Below are 19,137 nucleotides of genomic sequence, written 5' to 3' on the forward strand. Positions count from 1 at the left end.
AAAACGTATTTTTATAAAAATTTTTATATTTTTCTTTTCATTCAAAAAAACATGTAGTATACTAACTTCAAAATCAGAGGAGAAAGGGAGCAAAGAACTATGCTTACTTATACAACAACTGTAGTTACATTTGCACAAAAACATCATCATCATACGTAACCCTTGAAACCTAGCGGAAAAATTACGCGTAGGTACAAGGGTTATTCCCGTTGTACCTACGCTTTGGCAAAAGAGCCATGTAGGTATTTTTTTATCTACATGGCTCTTTTTTTATTGTCAAAAGGCTAGTAAAAAATGATGTTTAAGCAAAACTTACTACAAAGGAGTTAACAAAAATGGAAACGAAAAAATGGGGATTATGGGTTTTAACAGCATTTGTTATCGGGAATATGGTTGGCGGTGGCGTATTTATGCTTCCAGCAAATTTAGCACAAGTATCAGGTCCAATGGGTTCTACACTCGCATGGAGTATTACAGGCCTTGGCGTATTTATGATTGCACTTGTATTTGGAAATTTAGCGATTCGTAAACCAGAATTAAAAGCTGGACCACAAAGCTATGCTCAAGCGATGTTTCCTTCAAAAAAAGCTGGTAAAGTTGCAGGATATAGTATGGCATGGGGATATTGGGCTGCTAACTGGGCTGCAACAGCATCTGTTATTATTTCCTTTGCTGGATATTTATCAACATTCTTTCCAGTTTTACAAAGTAAGCAAATTCTTTTTTCAATAAACGGATTTTCACTAGAACTCGGAAAAGGGTTAACTTTCCTTGTATGTAGCCTTATGCTATGGGGAATTCAATATATTCTTTCTCAAAATATTGATCGAGCTGGAAATATGAATCTACTTGCTACTATTGCAAAAATTATCGGATTTACAATGTTTATTGTAATTACATTATTCATTTTCAATGCTTCTAATTTCGGAGACGGTCAAACCTTTATGAATGAAGCAGGACAATCTATCTCGTTAGGTGGCCAAATCAATTCAGCTGCTATTGCAACACTCTGGGCATTTATCGGTATTGAATCAGCGGTTATGCTTTCTAACCGTGCAAAATCACAGCGCGATGTAAAAAAAGCTACGATTTTCGGATTAATTATCGCTCTTCTTATTTACATGTCAATTACTTTACTTACAATGGGAGCTCTTCCGCAAGATGCTTTAAAGGAGTCTCAAAAACCGTTAGTAGATGCATTAAATTTAGCAATTGGAAATAAAGGTGCATATATAATGGCCTTACTCGCTCTTATATCTTTATTTGGATCTACAGTTGGCTGGATTGTTGTTAGTTCAGAAGTACCTTACCAGGCAGCAAAAAATGGACTTTTCCCTAAGTTTTTCGGGAAAACAAATAAAAAAGGTAGTCCTTCAAAATCACTATTGATTACAAATATAATGACGCAAATTTTCTTATTTTCAACGATTTCTGGTACTGTTTCAGAAGCGTATAGTTTCGCTATCGTCGTAGCAACATTAGCCTATTTAATTCCATACCTTGTTTCTACCTTGTACCAATTAAAATTAGTTATTACAGGAGAAACGTATGATATACTGCCCGGATCTCGAGTAAAAGATGGAATTATTACGACATTAGCGTTGGTATACTCTATTTGGGTTATCAAAACGGGAACTGCTGATTTAAAAACATTCTTCTTAGGAATTGGATTGTTCGTATTAGGTCTTATTCTTTATCCAGTACTAATGAAAGACTCACAAAAAACGGATTAAATAAAGAGAAGCTGCTGGCTTCTCTTTTTTATTAAAAATCTGTAATTAACTTTTCTTTTAGCTCTCCTACAGATAAAGGTTTCGCATAATAAAATCCCTGTACATAATCACAGCTCATTGATTGTAACAAACTCTCTTGCTCTACTGTTTCTACTCCTTCAGCAACTACTGCTAAATTTAAACTATGAGCAATTTCAATAACGGATTTTACAATCGTTCGTTCTGGTTGTGCGTGATCATAATGAAATTCACGAATAAAATTACGATCAATTTTTACAATATCCAGTGGTAGTTGTTTTAAATAATATAAGGAAGAATAGCCAGTTCCGAAATCATCCAAAGCAATTAAAACACCCATATTTCTTAATTCTTGTAATGTAGCAATAATATAATCAAAATGGCGGACTGCTATGCTTTCCGTTATTTCTAATATTAAACGGTTCGGAGGAAAACCAGTTCTCTTTAAAATGCTACGTACAGAGAAAATAAAACGTTTCTGCATTAATTGTTGTATAGATAAATTCACTGATAACTTTAGTCCTTCTTGATAATTGGGCAATGTTTTAAACAATCGGCACGATTTTTCTAATACCCAGTCTCCTAGCTTTATAATAAGTCCAGACTCTTCAGCTACCGGGATAAATTCGTTTGGTGAAATAGGTCCGTCTTCTGTCATACAGCGTACTAGAGCTTCTATACCAGAATATCTCTTCGTTTTCAAATCAATAATAGGCTGCAATACTACATCTAACTCTTCATCACGAATTGCCTTTTGCAAAGCAAACTCAACTTTCATTCTACGATTTATTTTCGCGCGTAGCTCATCTGTAAAGAAACATGCAGCATTTCTCCCCTGTTCTTTTGCACTATACATAGCTAAGTCGGAGTTTTTCAATAATGTTTCCACGTCTTGTCCGTCTTGTGGATAAGAACAAAGTCCTAGACTAGCTGAAATATATACTTCATGGCCTTCAAGAATAAATGGTGCCTGGAAACATGACAACACAGATGTCGCTAACTGCCTCATATCATCTTGCGTATGATTTTTTGTTAACAGCACAAATTCGTCGCCACCTAACCTAGCCAGAACATCTTTCTCTCCTAGTACATAATGCAACCTTGAAGCGACTTCGCTTAAAAGTAAGTCCCCTATCATATGACCTAACGTATCATTTACTAATTTAAAACGGTCCAAATCAAAGTAAATCATACCAAATTCTTTTTTATCTGCAATCAATTTATTAACGGTCGTTATTAATTGCAAACGGTTCGGCAAACTCGTTAAAGCATCATGATAGGCAAGTTCCCTATAACGACTTTCACTTAGTCGCAACCTCTGTTCCGCTTCTTTTCTACTACTAATATCATTTCGTATTGCGATAAACTGGTATGGCTCTCCTTTTTCATTTAAAAATGGAACAATTGTTGTTTTGACCCAATAATATGTACCATCTTTCGCTCGATTCCGAATCTCACCTGTCCATACTTTCCCATTCAAAATACGTTTCCATAAGTTTTGAAAAAAGGTTTTCGGATGATGACCTGAATTTAAAATACGGTGATCTTTTCCAATTAATTCTTCCCTTTTGTATTTAGAGATTTCACAAAATTTATCATTTACATATGTAATAAGACCTTCTCGGTCTGTAATTGCAACAATTGAAGACTCATCTAATGCTAACTTTAAATCTCGCAACGAAGAGTCATATAATGCATGACCTCTCTGTTCTAGCATGCGCATCTCTCCTTGCTTCTATCTGACTAAAACACAACCTGTTTCTCTTCATAGAAATAGAGATATTTCATTTTCTAATACTAGCCCTTTACATAAATTATCTTTTTAAATAAACCGATTAAAATAACATAATATTATTTGTAATAAAAAGCAATATTATACCGTTTCAATTATAACTGGTAGCTTCCCATATCTCTAATTACTTCGCGCCTTATTATACCGCAATCCTTTTAAGTAGCTCTATGCAAGCCTTGTTTCCAACTAATACCACTCATATCTGATCTCTTTGTTTTTAATAACGAAATAGAAATTAGATCATACTACATAACTATTCACGAATAATAATATGAAAATCTACATTAATGTGTATGTTTTTGAATTACAATAACAAAATATTAACATATTTCTACCTTAACTTTGGAATTATTTTATAAATAAATACTGTATTAAACTAAAAAAGAGGATAGCCTCTTTTTTAATTTAATACGAATATGGTATTTGCTGATAACCTGGGTATGGCATTGGATACGTTACAGGGTATGGTGATGGATAAGCTACTGGATATGGAGCTGGATAATATCCTCCACTTGTTGCACCTGTTAATGCACCAGCTGTCAGTCCGCCTAACACTCCTCCTGCAAAGCTTCCAGGGAAAAATCCGCCTCCCCATGAACTACCACCACCCCAGCCCCATCCGCCTCCGTGATGATGATGGTGATCATAGTGATTGTGTCCTCCATGGTGATGATGTCCACCGTTATGATTGTGTCCTCCATGATGATGATTTCGATAGTACAATCCATTATTTTCTATATAATTCATGTTTCTCCGCTCCTTTTCGATTTTTTCATTTTCATATGCGTTAAGAGTGGGATAAAAAATGGGATAGTACACTGTATGTAGGACAAATGCGGAAAGTATAGGTGAAATGTCTATATTTTGTAAAAAAAGCAAAACACCTTATAATAAAGATGTCATATTACATCTTCTATTTAAGAAGTCTATATTGAAAAAAGATTAGGGGAATTATATAGAAATGAAGAAGCCTATCGTTCAATTACTATTAATATTTACAATTGTATCTATCGTTCTGTTCCTATTAAATACATCGTATATTTCGTTATATACATTTGTCGGTGCTCTATGGTCCATCACAATTGTCGGAATTTCATTCGTTATTTTTATAGAAAATAGATCTCCACAAAGTACGTTAGCATGGTTTTTAGTATTAGCACTTCTTCCTATTATAGGTGTGCTTTTATACGCTATTTTCGGACGCAGCCGCTGGAGAAGAAAAAAACATCTCCATCGTTCAGAAGAACAAAGAAAATTATTCCGTGAAATATTAGAAGGAAGAAGACTAGAGTTATTACTCACAGTCCCACTAAATGAACGTTCCATACATTTAACAGAAGTCATACAAAAATTTGGAGGTGGTCCTGCCGCAGATAAAACAACTACAAAACTTTTAACAAACGGAGATCAAACATTTTCAGAAATTTTGCGAGCTATAGAGCAGGCAAAGCATCATATACATATTCAATACTACATTTATAAATCTGATGAAATTGGTACAAAAGTTCGAGATGCTTTAATACAAAAAGCAAAAGATGGTGTTATTGTACGCTTCCTTTATGATGGCCTTGGAAGTAATACGTTACGACGGCGATTTTTGCAACCTATGAAAGAAGCTGGGATTGAAATTGTAGAATTTGACCCTATTTTTTCAGCTTGGTTACTTGAAACTGTCAATTATCGTAACCATCGAAAAATTGTTATTGTAGATGGAAAAATTGGTTTTACCGGAGGACTCAATGTCGGTGATGAATATCTTGGCCGTTCCAAAAAATTTCCTGTTTGGCGTGATAGTCATTTAAAAATAGAAGGAAAAGCATTATATAAATTACAAGCAATCTTTCTAGAAGACTGGCTCTATGCCTCTAGTGGTTTAAATACTTATTCCTGGGATCAATTCATGAATAGACAATACTTCCCAGGTAAAGAGATTTCAAATGCAGAAGGTGCTGTTCAAATCGTAGCAAGCGGACCAAGCTCCGATGATAAAAGTATTCGTAATACATTATTAGCTGTTATGGGCTCTGCAAAAAAATCCATTTGGATCGCTACACCCTACTTTATTCCAGATCAAGAAACTTTAACATTATTACGCTTAAGTGCAATTGCCGGAATAGATGTACGGATTTTATATCCAGGTAAAAGTGATAGCATCATTAGTGATCAAGCATCTCAATCCTATTTCACTCCGCTTTTAAAAGCTGGTGCTTCTATTTACAGTTATAAAGATGGTTTTATGCATGCAAAAATTGTACTCGTTGATGATACAATTGCAACTATTGGAACAGCGAACATGGATGTACGTAGCTTTGAATTGAATTACGAAATTATTAGCGTGCTTTATGAATCAAAAACAGTTCACGACATTAAACGTGATTTTGAAGAAGATTTTAAACATTCAACTGAAATTAAATGGAACTCTTTCCAAAAAAGAAGTATAAAAAAACGCATATTGGAGTCTTTCATGAGGCTCATTTCTCCTTTACTGTAGGCAATCAACTTCATCTTGATTGCTTTTTCTTTTCCCTTTATCCTCCTTCCTTTTCTTTGCATACCATATTAAAACAAGTTATCATAAGATGTATTACTTTATGAAAATAATGTTAGGTGGGAAATACATGTTAGAACAATTTCATATACATGCTGATTTAAAACAACAGCTTTCTACGATTCATGAAAAGAATAAACAAGAAGCTGGTGAAAATGCACATTTAATCGGAACGAAAATATATAAAGCGTCTGATAATAGCATTATTGAAGATGCGATTACAGCACTTCTTCTTGGCAAGAATATTCTATTAAAAGGACCGACTGGTAGTGGTAAAACAGTACTAGCGGAAACTCTTTCTTCTTTATTCCAAAAACCAATGCATAGCATTAACTGCTCTGTCGACTTAGATGTAGAGGGTATTTTAGGATACAACACACTACAAACGAAAGATGGTGCATCTGAAGTTTCATTCGTTAATGGTCCTCTTATGAAAGCAATGAAGAACGGTCACTTCCTATATATTGACGAAATCAATATGGCAAAACCTGAAACGTTACCACTTCTTCACGGCGCATTAGATTACCGTAAAATGATTACAAACCCATTTACACAAGAGGTTGTATACGGTGATGACGAATACCGTGTAATTGCTGCGATTAACGAAGGTTACGTTGGAACAAGTGAACTAAATGAAGCGTTAAAAAACCGTTTCGTTATTATTGAAGTTCCTTACATTCAAGGTGATACATTAAAAGAACTATTATTAGCAGAATCAAAATTAAATGATGTTGCAACAATTGAAAAGTTTGTTGCATTTGCAAGCGACCTTATGCCTTTAGCTCGCGATGGACGTGTAAGTGAAGAAGCAGCAAGTATTCGTGGTATTATCGACGCATGTGATTTAGGTGTATATATTCCTGTTATGCGAGCGATTGAACGAAGCATAATTGCAAAACTTAATGATGAAACAGAACAAATGACTGTCCGTGAATTAGCAGAAAGTTATTTCTTTGAGGGATAATTTATGAGACAAATTTTTAGTGACAAAAAAATTGATGCGTCGCTGTTTCTACAAATGGAAAACTTAATGTATGCTCTTCTAAAAGAAGACGATGCCTATCTTGAATATGGCTATAAAGCATACTACGACGAAATTGAAAAGAAAGTTGTCATTAGTCACTTTTGGGATGATCGAAAAGAAGAAGATACAGTAATCGGATTAAAAAGCGAAGTGTTCTTAAAAGCACTTGGTAATAAACATTACTCGGACATGACTTTAATTCGTTCTTATGCGATTGAATTGCAAGAATCGCCCCTAAAAAAGTTTTTAACACAATTATTTGTTCTATTAGAAGATTTACGCGTTGAGGAAATCGTAAAGAACTTACGTCCTGGCACGAAGCATGTTTTTAAACGTCGAAAAGAAATGTACCGCAATTATTTCGGCTCTCAAAATGAAATAAACCGTGTTCGTAATTATCACGGTGATCGTCTATTTTGTCTATGCTATCTTTCATTAACGAGCGATAAATACGAAATGTTTAATAATGAATATTTTGAGCAAATTGAAGCGATTTTACATGAAACATTCCAAGCACGTAATACAGAAGATATTATGTATATCGTTGAGAAAATTCGCTATCGCTTAGAGGCGCTTCTTGAAAGCGATATGCTTAACAACTATTTCGGACATGCTCCACTTTACTTATCTGTCCTTGCAGACGAAAAGAACTGTCGCGTCGAAGATTTAGCAAATGATGATACGCAGCTTATAGATGACGATGAAAATAAAAACAAAATGGATGAAAGTTTCTCCACATGGCATCGTGAAAATAAAAATAACGAAAACGAGAACTTTTTACGCTTTGAATTAGAAAGCGGAACAAAAACTAATATGATGGGTGATACTGCCCGTGAATCAGAAGATGGCGACCAAGCACTTGGTTCTGTACAAGGTACCTCACAAAAAAGTACACAATCCAACTTTGATGGCGCTGATACAGAAGAAGCAAGGGCTTCACACGCTTCTAGCCAGCACGACGGTGCATACGGTAAGTATAATGTAGGTGCTTCTCATACATTTAAAGAAGCTCGCAAACCAAACTCAGATGAGAAAAAAGATTACCAAGCTATCAAATCAGTCGTCAATAAAGATGTAAAAGAATTAAAGAAAATTATCGAAAAAACAATTGAAAATAAAACGAATGCGAATAGTGATAAATATTACGGAAGACTTCGTAAGAAATTCCTTCGTATTTATACCGAAAAACAACCGCGTATGTTTTATAAAAAAGGACAAGAGTCACAAGAACTCGATGTTGCATTCCAACTATTAGTTGACTGTTCTGGTTCTATGTATAACAAAATGGAAGAAACGAAGAAGAGTGTTGTACTATTCCATGAAGCTTTAAAGTCTTTAAAAATCCCGCACGCTATTAGCGGATTTTGGGAAGATGCCTCTAGCGCTAAACCTGAAGATAAGCCGAACGTTATCCATGAAGTTGTAAATTATAAAAACTCAACGTTGCCAAACGTTGGTCCAGAAATTATGCAACTTCGTGAAGAAGAAGATAACCGCGACGGATATATTATTCGTATCGTTTCTGAAAAACTTGCCAAAAGACCTGAGAAACATAAATTCTTACTAGTCTTCACAGACGGTGAGCCTTCTGCGCTAGACTATCAACAAGACGGAATTTTAGATACGCATGAAGCTGTTAAACTCGCGCGTAAAAGTGGTATGGAAGTAATCGGTATCTTCATCGAAGAAGGCGAAGCGAAAGAAGCAACTTATCAATTGATGAAAAACATTTATAACCATCACTTCTTAGTTGCAAATCATGCTGAAGATTTACGATTGAAGATTAAACCATTGCTGAAAAAACTATTACTGAAGACGATTGAATAGAAAATAGGAGCCTTGTGGCTCCTGTTTTTTCGTTCAATTACTTTGTTTCTGGTTGAAACTTGTATGGAATGGCTACTTCTAATAAAGATTCAAATCCTCCGTCATAGTATGGGAAACGCTCATTCGCAATTGTTCGATCTACCCACTCTATTGCAGAAATTTCACCTTCATCTTCCGCAATAAGTTCCCCTTTTACTACATTCGCTCGGAATGTAAAAAATAGTGCATGATTCCCTGATTCTTCAAAGAATTTTTCATTGATCGCAACAAGCCCCCCAGCCAAGGCGGTTAAACCTGTCTCTTCTTTCACTTCTCTTATTAGTGCTTCCTCTAATATTTCACCTTTTTCCACAGCCCCACCTGGCAATGACCAAACGTTTTGTTCTACATTATGTACCATTAATATTTTATCTGTTTCTTCGTCATGCATTAGTGCGTATACGACATCAACTCTTTGCATAAGACTTCTCTCCTCCCAAAAATAATGAAGAGCCGATTCCTAAGAATCGACTCTTCCTATTAATTCATCACTAACTCAGCTGTGAGCTTTTTTTTTAACTTAGCCAGCATGTCAGTTGTCATTTTGTCTAAATCGTATTCTGCTTTAAAGCCCCACTCTTTCATTGCTGCAGTTGCGTCAATAGAGTTTGGCCAGCTATCAGCGATTGTTTGACGAGCTGAATCTACTGCATAATCCATTGTAAACGTCGGAATGTGTTTACGAATTGACGCTGCAATTTGCTCTGGCTCGAAGCTCATTGCTGTAATGTTAAATGCATTTCTATGCACTAGCTTACTTGGATCAGCTTCCATTAATGAAATGATCGCTTGTAAAGCATCAGGCATATACATCATGTCCATGTACGTTCCTTCAGCAATGTATGAGGTGTATGCACCTTTTTTAATCGCCTCATAATAAATTTCAACTGCATAATCAGTCGTTCCGCCTCCTGGAGGAGCTACGTAAGAAATTAAACCTGGGAAACGGACACCGCGCGTATCTACACCAAATTTTTGATGATAATAATCACATAGTAATTCTCCTGCCACTTTGTTTACCCCATACATCGTAGTAGGACGCTGAATTGTATCTTGCGGTGTATTATCTTTTGGCGTCGATGGACCGAATGCACCGATAGAACTTGGCGTGAAGAACTTACAGTTTAATTCACGAGCTGCTTCTAATGCATTTACAAGTCCGCCCATATTTAAGTTCCATGCGAATAACGGATTTTTTTCTGCTGTTGCTGAAAGTAAAGCTGCTAAATGAATAATTGTATCTACTTCATTACGCTTTGCGATATCATGTAGTTTTTGTCCATCTGTTACATCTAACGTTTCAAATGGACCAGACGTTACTACTTCACTATCTGTTTCACGAATATCTGTTGCAATAACATTTGATGCGCCGTATACATCACGAAGTTTCATTACTAGTTCAGAACCAATTTGCCCTAAAGAACCGGTTACTAGAATTTTTTTCATTTTCCCCACTCCTCATTTGCAAGCTATTCAAAAGATGTCGTTACTTAAATGATGCCCATTTCTTTTCCTACTTGTTCATACTTAAGAATTGCTTCATCTAACATTTCTTTCGTATGAGCTGCTGTAGGCATATTACGAACGCGCCCTGTTCCTTTTGCTACAGTTGGGAACACGATAGATTTTGCGTATACACCTTCTTCATTTAGACGTTTACTAAATTCTTGTGTTAATACTTCGTCCCCAATGATACAAGGTGTAATTGGCGTTTCACTTTCCCCAATGTTAAAGCCAAGTTCTTTTAATCCTTGTTTTAAGTAGCGACCATTTTCCCATAAGCGATCGTGTAACTCTGTGCTTTCCATTAAGATTTCAATTGATCTCATGCAAGCTGCTGCATCAGCTGGTGTTAATGCTGTAGAGAATAAGAATGGACGTGAACGAACTTTTAACCAGTCAATTAAATTTTGTTTCCCTGCTACATATCCACCAATTACCCCAATTGCTTTTGATAATGTACCAATTTGGAAATCAACTTTATCAGAAAGACCGAAGTGCTTTACAGTTCCTGCACCTTTTCCAAGTACACCTGAACCGTGTGCATCATCTACGTATGTCATTAAATCTAACTCTTCTGCAATCTCAACAATTTCTGGTAGTTTTGCAACATCTCCATCCATTGAAAAGACACCGTCTGTAATTACCATTAATTTATTGTAAAGACCTGATTCTTTCGCCGCAATTGCTTTTTGGCGTAAATCTTCCATATCCGAATGTTTATAAACAATAATTTTTGCTTTTGATAGACGACTACCATCAATAATAGAAGCATGGTTTAATTCGTCTGAAAGAATTGCATCATTTTTATCCATAACAGCTGAAATCGCTGCCATATTACAGTTAAATCCTGATTGATAAGCAATTGCTGCTTCTGTATGTTTAAACTTTGCAATTGTTTCTTCTAACTTAATATGCAAATCTAAAGTACCGTTAATTGTACGAACAGCCCCTGCTCCAACACCGTACTTATGAATAGCACCAATTGCTGCTTCTTGCAAACGGCTATCTGTTGCTAATCCAAGATAGTTGTTTGAAGATAAGTTAATATATTCTTTTCCGCCAATTGTAATGATCGGTCCATTTGAACTCTCAAGCGGATCAATTACGTTATAAAGCCCCTTTGATTTTAAATCCTCTAAATTTTCTTCTAAAAATTTCGCAAGTGTTTTACTAGACATCGTGAAGCCTCCCATCGTTCATGTAAGCGGATTATTGTCTTAATAGTTCTAATAATCCCTCTACTAGCTTAACACGTTTTCAGAATTTATTATAGAAAAATAGTTTAAAGTAACCGCTTACAATTTTAGATTATATATGATTCATTACAATAAATCTATTATTTACTTTTCATATTTGATAGAATTAAAAAAATATTTCAGGAGGTTTAAAACATGGCATTTACAGAATCTGATGTATACAATAACACAGCATTTTTCGAACAATATATGAAACGAAGATACCGAGAAAATAGCCCAAATGAATCCATTGAAAAACCAGTATTCTTTCAGCTCATTGGTCATGTACGAGGAAGACAAATTCTCGATTTAGGCTGTGGTGATGCTAAGTTTGGCGCGGAATTATTAGAAAAGGGATGCTACTCTTACACCGGCATTGAAGGCTCCGAACTTATGTATGAAAAGGCTAAAAAACAACTAGAAAATAAAAATGGATCTGTTCATTTTTTAAACCTCAAAGATTATACCTACCCCTCTTCCACTTTTGATTTAGTAACATCTAGACTCGCCTTACATTATATTGAACATCTTGATGCCATTTTTCAAAATGTGTTTCAAACTTTAAAAACAAATGGCACCTTTACCTTTAGCGTTCAACATCCCGTTATTACTTCTTCGTTTGAAAGCTTACAAACAAGTGGTAAAAGAACGAGTTGGCTCGTCGATGATTACTTTAAACTAGGCAAACGGGTTGAACCATGGATTGACCAAGAAGTTATTAAATATCATCGTACAACGGAAGATTATTTCACATTATTACAGCAAGCTGGATTTACCATTACATCATTAAAAGAAGCTACACCAAATCCAACCTATTTTCAAAATGAAGAAGAGTATAAACGTCGCTTACGTATTCCTCTCTTCCTCTTATTTTCTTGTACCAAATAAAAAAAACGATGAATCACTCATCGTTTTTTTATCTCATTACCTGAGCAACTTCTTTAACTACACGTCTTCCTCTTCCGTGAGGTATACAAAGCGGTGTTCCAAACAACGGATCCGTACTAATTTGACACTCCATTCGGAATACATCACGTACTAGTTTCTCATCTACCACTTCTTCAGGTTTACCTTGTGCATATATTTGTTTATCTTGAATGGCTACAATGTTATCTGCATAGCGACATGCTAAATTTAAATCGTGTAATACCATAACAATTGTTCTTTGTTCTGTTTCATTTAATTCGAATAATAAATCTAGCACTTCAATTTGGTGAGTCATATCTAAATATGTAGTAGGCTCATCCAGTAAAATAATATCTGTATCTTGTGCAAGCGTCATTGCAATCCAAGCACGTTGTCGTTGTCCACCTGAAAGAGCATGCACATCACGCTCAGCAAATTCTGTCATACCTGTTGCTGCAAGTGCCTTCTGTACCATTTCCTCATCTTTTTCTGACCACTGTTTCAGCCATGTTTGATATGGATAGCGTCCTTGTTTTACAAGTTGCAATACTGTAAGCCCTTCAGGTGCTTGCGGTCCTTGCGGTAAAATTGCCATTTGACGAGCAATTTGCTTCGTTTGCATACTTTGAATAGCTTGATTATCTAACAAAATGTCACCAGTTGTTGGCTTTAATAATCTAGCTAGTGAACGTAATAAAGTTGATTTCCCGCAACCGTTGGAACCGATAAAGATTGTAATTTCACCTTTTGGAATTTCTAAATTCAACTCATCGATAATAATTGTTTCACCATAAGACAACGTCAAACGTTTCGTCTCCAATGCTTTTTGCATATTCATCTCCCTTTATGAATTCCGACTTTTATAAAGTAAATAAATAAAATAAGGTGCACCAATTGCTGATGTAAATACCCCTGCTGGAATTTCAAGTGGTGTGAAAACTGTACGCCCAATTAAATCTGCAGCAAGTACTAGAATTGCACCAACAATAGCTGCAACTGGGAGTAATGCACCGTATAAAGAACCAACTAGCCTTCGTGAAATATGAGGTGCCATTAAACCGACAAATCCAATTCCTCCGGCGAAGGCAACTGCTCCCCCAATTAAAGCCGTACTAAGTAATAACATGAATACGCGTGACTTCGTTAAAGGAACACCAAGTCCTACCGCAATATCATCCCCTAGCTCTTGCGCATTTAAATGTCTAGCAGCTATAAATGATATTACCGTTAAAATGAGAACCCACGGTGCAAGCACCATAACGTTTTGCCATGAAGAACCATAAACAGTACCTGTAATCCATACATTCGCTTGACTCGCTTGATAAATTGGTGCTAACAACATAAACAAAGTCGTTGCCGCTTTCGTTAATGCCCAAAACCCCACACCAATTAAAACAAGACTAATCGGCGATAACCCGTCATTTCTCCATGCAAATAAATATACAAAAAGCGCCACAATCGTTGCCCCAACAAAGGCTGCTAACGGCATATAATGAATGCTTACAGTTAGCGCATTATTTTTATCACTAAATATAGCTAAAAACAATACAACTGCAACACTTGCCCCGCCCGTAATCCCGATGATATCCGGAGAAGCAAGTGGATTTCGAACGAGACCTTGTAAAATACATCCTGCTACAGCAAGCGCAATTCCTACGAGGATAGCAATTAAAATACGTGGCATACGAAACTTATTCACAACCATATTTGACATCGCATCGCCATTTCCAGTAATTGCTTGCCATACGTCATAAGGAGCAATTTTCATGTCTCCCATACCTGCGCTCGCAAAGAATAATCCTATTAAAACAACTAGTAAACTTAACAAGACGAGACAAGCTCGTTTATACATTAAAAACGAGAGCTCACCTTTTCCTATACGAAACGGAATATATTTCTTCATTTGCTAAGCCCTCTCTTACGTGCAATATAAATAAAGAATGGAGCTCCAATAAATGCTGTCATAACTCCTACTGGTACTTCTTGTGGCATAATGACATATCTTGCTGCTATATCAGCCAATATTAGTAGTATTGCACCTAACAATCCGCTATAAGGCACTCTCCATCTGTGGTCAACTCCAACAAGAAATCTCGCAAAATGCGGAGTAATAATTCCAATAAATCCAATTGGGCCAGCAACCGCAACCGAACCACCAGACAACAGTACAATAATAAGTAACACGAATGATTTCATTAAAATTGTTCGTTGTCCAAGTCCTTTCGCGACGTCTTCTCCCATCATCAATGTATTTACTTTCCCTGCCATCATAAGAGATGCAATCCATCCTATTAATAAATATGGGAATACAGATTGTAAAATTTCTAACTTTCTCCCTTGCACAGATCCAGCAAGCCAAAATAATACCTCTTCAAGTGCTTTTTCATTTAACACAAGTAATCCTTGTGTTAATGATGAAAATAACGCACTAATTGCGACCCCTGCTAACGTTAACTTAAGAGGAGTAGTTCCTTCTTTTCCTAAAGAACTAGAAGCAAATACAAGTACAGCTGCAACCGCCGCTCCTAAAAAGGCAATCCATGTGAAAGCTGATAATGATGTTATTGAAAAGATTACAATTGCTACAACTATGAAGAACGCAGCACCTGAATTTAATCCAATAAAATCTGGAGAAGCAAGTGGATTCTTAGTTAAAGTTTGCATAAGACAACCAGCAATGGCTAAACTAGCACCAACACTAGCTGCAATTAACGCCCTAGGCAGACGTACATTTTGAATAATAATATGTTCATTGGAACCGTTAAAATGGAAAAAAGCATCCAATGCTAGTTTCCAACTCGTATTTGTATACCCGAAAATAATACTTCCCCAAATACAAATAACGACTGCAATGATTCCAACAAATAATCCAATCCATTTTGCTCGATTTGTTTTTAATAACATGCAGCGTTTCCCCTTCAATGTATAATGATACGTTGTTAGTGTATTTCAACTTAATTCTCATTGTCAACGGAAATGAGAATTATTTTCACCCATATGTATTGACAATCAAAAGATAAAGGCTTAATATCATGCTTGCTATTGAAAAATATTCTCAACATGTAGGGGGTACATAATGAATTTCATGCGGAAGAAATCGTTTACAGTATTTGTATTTTTACTAGCATTTTCAATGCTTTTAAGCGCCTGTGGAAAATCAAATAACAAAGAAGAATCTACAAAAGAAGATAATAAAAAAGAAGTGGTTACTGTAGAACATGCAATGGGTAAAACAGAAGTTCCTGCTAATCCAAAACGTGTAGTTATCTTAACAAATGAAGGAACTGAAGCTTTACTTGAATTAGGTGTGAAACCAGTTGGTGCTGTAAAGTCTTGGACTGGTGACCCATGGTATCCACATATTAAGGATAAAATGAAAGATGTAAAAGTTGTTGGTGATGAAGGACAAGTTAACGTTGAAACAATTGCTTCTTTAAAACCAGACTTAATTATCGGTAATAAAATGCGCCACGAAAAAGTGTACGAACAACTAAAAGCAATTGCACCTACTGTGTTCTCAGAAACATTACGTGGTGAATGGAAAGATAACTTCAAATTTTATGCAAAAGCATTAAATAAAGAAAAAGAAGGTCAAAAAGTTGTAGCTGATTACGAATCACGTATAAAAGATTTAAAAGGCAAACTTGGCGATAAAGTAAACCAAGAAATCTCTATGGTTCGTTTCATGCCTGGTGATGTTCGTATTTATCATGGCGATACATTCTCTGGTGTTATTTTAAAAGAACTTGGATTTAAACGTCCTGGAGATCAAAATAAAGATGATTTTGCAGAGCGTAACGTATCTAAAGAGCGTATTTCTGCTATGGACGGTGACGTATTATTCTACTTCACATTCGATAAAGGAAATGAGAAAAAAGGATCTGAACTAGAAAAAGAGTATATAAACGATCCTCTATTTAAAAATTTAAATGCAGTAAAAAATGGTAAAGCATACAAAGTTGATGACGTTATTTGGAATACAGCTGGTGGCGTAATGGCCGCTAACCTACTATTAGATGACATTGAAAAACGCTTTGTTAAATAATATTTCCTTAACCAGCTCCCTTCTGTGGAGCTGGTTATTTTTCAATTCACTTAAATGTCACATTATTTCGTTTTGTATTTTTATTCCCAATATGTTATATTGAGAAAGTAAATAGAATATATTTTCTTTATATCAGAATAAATGTTTTAATCTAAATTTTCTGATTAATCACTATTTTATTTTCTTTTAGAATTCAATTATTACATTTGAAAACGCTTATCATCTCGTTTTCAGGGCAAAATACAGTAACGGTCGAAGAAAAATAGAACTTTTTTAGAAATTTCCTTTCTATTTCCATATAATTCTATTGACTTCTAAATATTTTGTAAATTAAAATGATTACATAAATATCCGTTATACAGGATTAGGGGGAAACAAAAATGGATGCAGCTTTAAAATTAGACAAAGCTGGAGAGCAACAATCACCAAAAAAACATCCACCAGGGTTGTACTTGTTGTTCTTAACAGAAATGTGGGAAAGATTTAGTTATTATGGAATGCGCGGCCTTTTAGTTCTTTATTTAACAACTGCTGCGGTTAGTGGCGGGTTAGGATTTGATAAGGCATTTGCAGTGCAATTATACGGTTATTTTACAGCAGCAGTATATTTCATGCCAATTCTTGGTGGATGGCTAACTGATCATTACATTACAAGACGTCATGCCATTACTCTCGGCGGAATTATTATGGCAATCGGTAACTTTGTACTATTCTCAATGAACACAAAAACAGGACTTTTCCTTGGATTAATACTACTAGTTATTGGTAATGGATTCTTTAAACCAAATATTTCTACACTGTTAGGTGAATTGTATGATGAAAATGATTCACGTCGTGACAGTGCATTTACTATCTTCTATATGGGTATTAACGTAGGTGCTTTCTTTGCTCCACTTATTTGTGGATTTTTAGCAGAAGACTTCTTTAAAACAAGCGTTGATGGCGTTATGGTTATGGGATATAAATACGGATTCTTAGCAGCTTGTATCGGTATGATTGTTGGGCAAATTGTTTTCAACTTATTAGCTCCTCGCTACCTTGGTAAAGCTGGAACAACAGTTGTCGGTAAAAAATCAAAAAATCAACCTACAATTGAAAAGAAACCTTTAACAAAACAAGAAAAAAATCGCACTTGGGCAATTGTAATTTTAACTTGTTTCGTAGTATTCTTCTGGGCAGGATTTGAACAAGCTGGTAGTTCTCTAACACTTTATACAAATAAATTTGTCGATCGTACAATTTTCGGATGGGAAGTGCCAACATCTTGGTTCCAATCTGTTAACCCAGCATTCATCGTATTACTTGCACCATTAGTATCTATGCTATGGTTAAAACTTTCTAAAACAAAACGCGGTGATTTAAAAGTACCAACAAAAATGGCCTTAGGTATGATTTTACTAGGTATAGGTTACCTTGTTTTAACATTAGCAGTTCTAAAAACTGGAAGTAATGAAGCTGATATAACTGTTAAAGCAAACTTATTATTCATCATCATTACTTATATGTTCCATACAATTGGTGAGTTGTTCTTGTCACCAATCGGATTATCTATGGTAAGTGCAATTGCACCTGTTAAATTAGCATCATTATTAATGGGTGTATGGTTAGCTGGTTCAGGTATGGCTAACTGGTTAGCTGGTAAACTTGCTTCCTTTACACAATCATTAGGATACCTTGAAGTATTTGCAAGTATCGGGATTATCGTTATCGTCTTAGGATTTGTACTTCTTCTATGCTCTAAAAAAGTTGCAAGTATGATGGAATAACAAAAAGACGCTTCTAAAATTAGAAGCGTCTTTTTTATTACTTCTCCTCTAAAGCTGTCACGTCCACATGAACGCTCTCACCAGGATTAGATACATCATACACTTGAGCACTCCCCTTCTGCTCATCACAGCTCTCAATCCATACTGGTACGCCCTCATATGTAACGTCAATTCTACTTGAAGAAGATAAGATTTGTTTCACACGTTTCACATCCATACTACTATCCCTCCTTTTGCTTACTACACTCCTTTTTATTTTTTCTTTTCCTTTTAGAATATATTCCGTAAGGCAGCATGTTGATTGATAGTCATTTCTTCCTAACATGCTAATATTTACTCTCTCGCTACCTTTCTGACAAATAAAAAAAGACGTATATTCTACACGTCTTTTTCCATAATATTCAAATTTTAAGAAAATAATGTTTTTACTACTGCACTTACTTTATCATTATGGATTTGATAATACACTTCTAATCCTCGTCTTTCAAAGCGTACTACTTTATTTTGCTTTAACTTCGTTAAATGTTGTGAAACAGTTGATTGTGGAATTTCTAATACTTCCTGTAGCTGTGTTACATTACATGTTCCTCTTTGCATAAGTTCCATTACTAGACGTAGACGAAGTGGGTGAGCTAACGCTCTTAACATTTGTACATCTTCTTCTGAAATACGACATTCGAATTGATTTTGGCTCATAAAGT

At 35.4% G+C, this 19,137-nt stretch carries 17 protein-coding genes; 7 read left to right on the plus strand and 10 right to left on the minus strand.

Features of this window, described 5'->3' with window-relative positions:
* Positions 1-335: 335 nt before the first annotated feature.
* Positions 336-1,733: an amino acid permease gene (locus ACTFR8_RS26115; protein WP_000448444.1), complete on the plus strand. Its 1,398-nt coding sequence runs from the start codon at positions 336-338 to the stop codon at positions 1,731-1,733.
* Positions 1,734-1,764: 31 nt separating this feature from the next.
* Here the strand turns inward: ACTFR8_RS26115 and ACTFR8_RS26120 are convergent, their stop codons facing one another.
* Complete coding sequence (locus ACTFR8_RS26120; protein WP_000893343.1) at positions 1,765-3,468, minus strand: putative bifunctional diguanylate cyclase/phosphodiesterase; 1,704 nt, start codon at positions 3,466-3,468, stop codon at positions 1,765-1,767.
* 480 nt (positions 3,469-3,948) lie between these two features.
* Entirely contained in the window at positions 3,949-4,290 is a 342-nt protein-coding gene (locus ACTFR8_RS26125; RefSeq protein WP_001106407.1) for a hypothetical protein, read from the minus strand.
* A gap of 214 nt (positions 4,291-4,504) precedes the next feature.
* Here ACTFR8_RS26125 and ACTFR8_RS26130 point away from each other — a divergent pair, with 214 nt between their 5' ends.
* The 3 genes from ACTFR8_RS26130 (at position 4,505) to ACTFR8_RS26140 (ending at position 8,942) form a co-directional block, all read left to right on the plus strand.
* Complete coding sequence (locus tag ACTFR8_RS26130) at positions 4,505-6,034, plus strand: cardiolipin synthase (protein ID WP_000743031.1); 1,530 nt, start codon at positions 4,505-4,507, stop codon at positions 6,032-6,034.
* Between the two features lie 127 nt (positions 6,035-6,161).
* Positions 6,162-7,055, plus strand: a complete 894-nt coding sequence (locus ACTFR8_RS26135) for an ATP-binding protein (protein ID WP_000892973.1) — start codon at positions 6,162-6,164, stop codon at positions 7,053-7,055.
* Between the two features lie 3 nt (positions 7,056-7,058).
* Positions 7,059-8,942, plus strand: a complete 1,884-nt coding sequence (locus ACTFR8_RS26140) for a vWA domain-containing protein (RefSeq protein ID WP_001248851.1) — start codon at positions 7,059-7,061, stop codon at positions 8,940-8,942.
* 37 nt (positions 8,943-8,979) lie between these two features.
* Here the strand turns inward: ACTFR8_RS26140 and ACTFR8_RS26145 are convergent, their stop codons facing one another.
* Genes ACTFR8_RS26145 through ACTFR8_RS26155 form a run of 3 tightly spaced genes read right to left on the minus strand, consistent with a single transcriptional unit; the run spans position 8,980 to position 11,662 of the window.
* A complete protein-coding gene (locus ACTFR8_RS26145; RefSeq protein ID WP_030023064.1) occupies positions 8,980-9,402 on the minus strand; it encodes an NUDIX hydrolase in 423 nt (140 codons plus the stop codon).
* A gap of 59 nt (positions 9,403-9,461) precedes the next feature.
* Positions 9,462-10,427: an L-threonine 3-dehydrogenase gene (locus ACTFR8_RS26150; RefSeq protein WP_000723129.1), complete on the minus strand. Its 966-nt coding sequence runs from the start codon at positions 10,425-10,427 to the stop codon at positions 9,462-9,464.
* A 44-nt stretch (positions 10,428-10,471) separates the two neighbouring features.
* Positions 10,472-11,662, minus strand: coding sequence for a glycine C-acetyltransferase (locus ACTFR8_RS26155; RefSeq protein ID WP_252209790.1), 1,191 nt, complete (start codon positions 11,660-11,662; stop codon positions 10,472-10,474).
* A gap of 213 nt (positions 11,663-11,875) precedes the next feature.
* Here ACTFR8_RS26155 and ACTFR8_RS26160 point away from each other — a divergent pair, with 213 nt between their 5' ends.
* On the plus strand, positions 11,876-12,607 hold the full coding sequence (locus ACTFR8_RS26160; protein ID WP_098290631.1) for a class I SAM-dependent DNA methyltransferase: 732 nt from the start codon (positions 11,876-11,878) through the stop codon (positions 12,605-12,607).
* A gap of 28 nt (positions 12,608-12,635) precedes the next feature.
* Here the strand turns inward: ACTFR8_RS26160 and ACTFR8_RS26165 are convergent, their stop codons facing one another.
* The 3 genes from ACTFR8_RS26165 to ACTFR8_RS26175 are packed head-to-tail and all read right to left on the minus strand — an operon-like array spanning position 12,636 to position 15,529.
* Positions 12,636-13,457 carry an ABC transporter ATP-binding protein gene (locus ACTFR8_RS26165; protein ID WP_001167963.1) on the minus strand — a complete coding sequence of 274 codons (822 nt, stop codon included), beginning with the start codon at positions 13,455-13,457 and terminating at the stop codon, positions 12,636-12,638.
* A 12-nt stretch (positions 13,458-13,469) separates the two neighbouring features.
* On the minus strand, positions 13,470-14,528 hold the full coding sequence (locus ACTFR8_RS26170) for a FecCD family ABC transporter permease (RefSeq protein WP_000760054.1): 1,059 nt from the start codon (positions 14,526-14,528) through the stop codon (positions 13,470-13,472).
* Entirely contained in the window at positions 14,525-15,529 is a 1,005-nt protein-coding gene (locus ACTFR8_RS26175) for a FecCD family ABC transporter permease (RefSeq protein WP_252209789.1), read from the minus strand. The genes ACTFR8_RS26170 and ACTFR8_RS26175 overlap by 4 nt, the downstream gene beginning before the upstream one ends.
* A gap of 172 nt (positions 15,530-15,701) precedes the next feature.
* Between ACTFR8_RS26175 and ACTFR8_RS26180 the strand changes: the two genes are divergently transcribed.
* Positions 15,702-16,670: an ABC transporter substrate-binding protein gene (locus ACTFR8_RS26180; protein ID WP_001010274.1), complete on the plus strand. Its 969-nt coding sequence runs from the start codon at positions 15,702-15,704 to the stop codon at positions 16,668-16,670.
* Between the two features lie 380 nt (positions 16,671-17,050).
* Entirely contained in the window at positions 17,051-18,436 is a 1,386-nt protein-coding gene (locus tag ACTFR8_RS26185; protein ID WP_000338328.1) for a peptide MFS transporter, read from the plus strand.
* Positions 18,437-18,473: 37 nt separating this feature from the next.
* Here the strand turns inward: ACTFR8_RS26185 and ACTFR8_RS26190 are convergent, their stop codons facing one another.
* Positions 18,474-18,653 (minus strand): acid-soluble spore protein H, encoded by a 180-nt coding sequence (locus ACTFR8_RS26190; RefSeq protein ID WP_000382679.1) that lies wholly within the window; start codon positions 18,651-18,653, stop codon positions 18,474-18,476.
* Between the two features lie 191 nt (positions 18,654-18,844).
* Positions 18,845-19,132: an ArsR/SmtB family transcription factor gene (locus ACTFR8_RS26195; protein ID WP_000081428.1), complete on the minus strand. Its 288-nt coding sequence runs from the start codon at positions 19,130-19,132 to the stop codon at positions 18,845-18,847.
* Positions 19,133-19,137 lie beyond the last annotated feature (5 nt).

Source organism: Bacillus cereus group sp. MYBK15-3 (assembly GCF_051916765.1).
GTDB lineage: Bacteria > Bacillota > Bacilli > Bacillales > Bacillaceae_G > Bacillus_A > Bacillus_A cereus.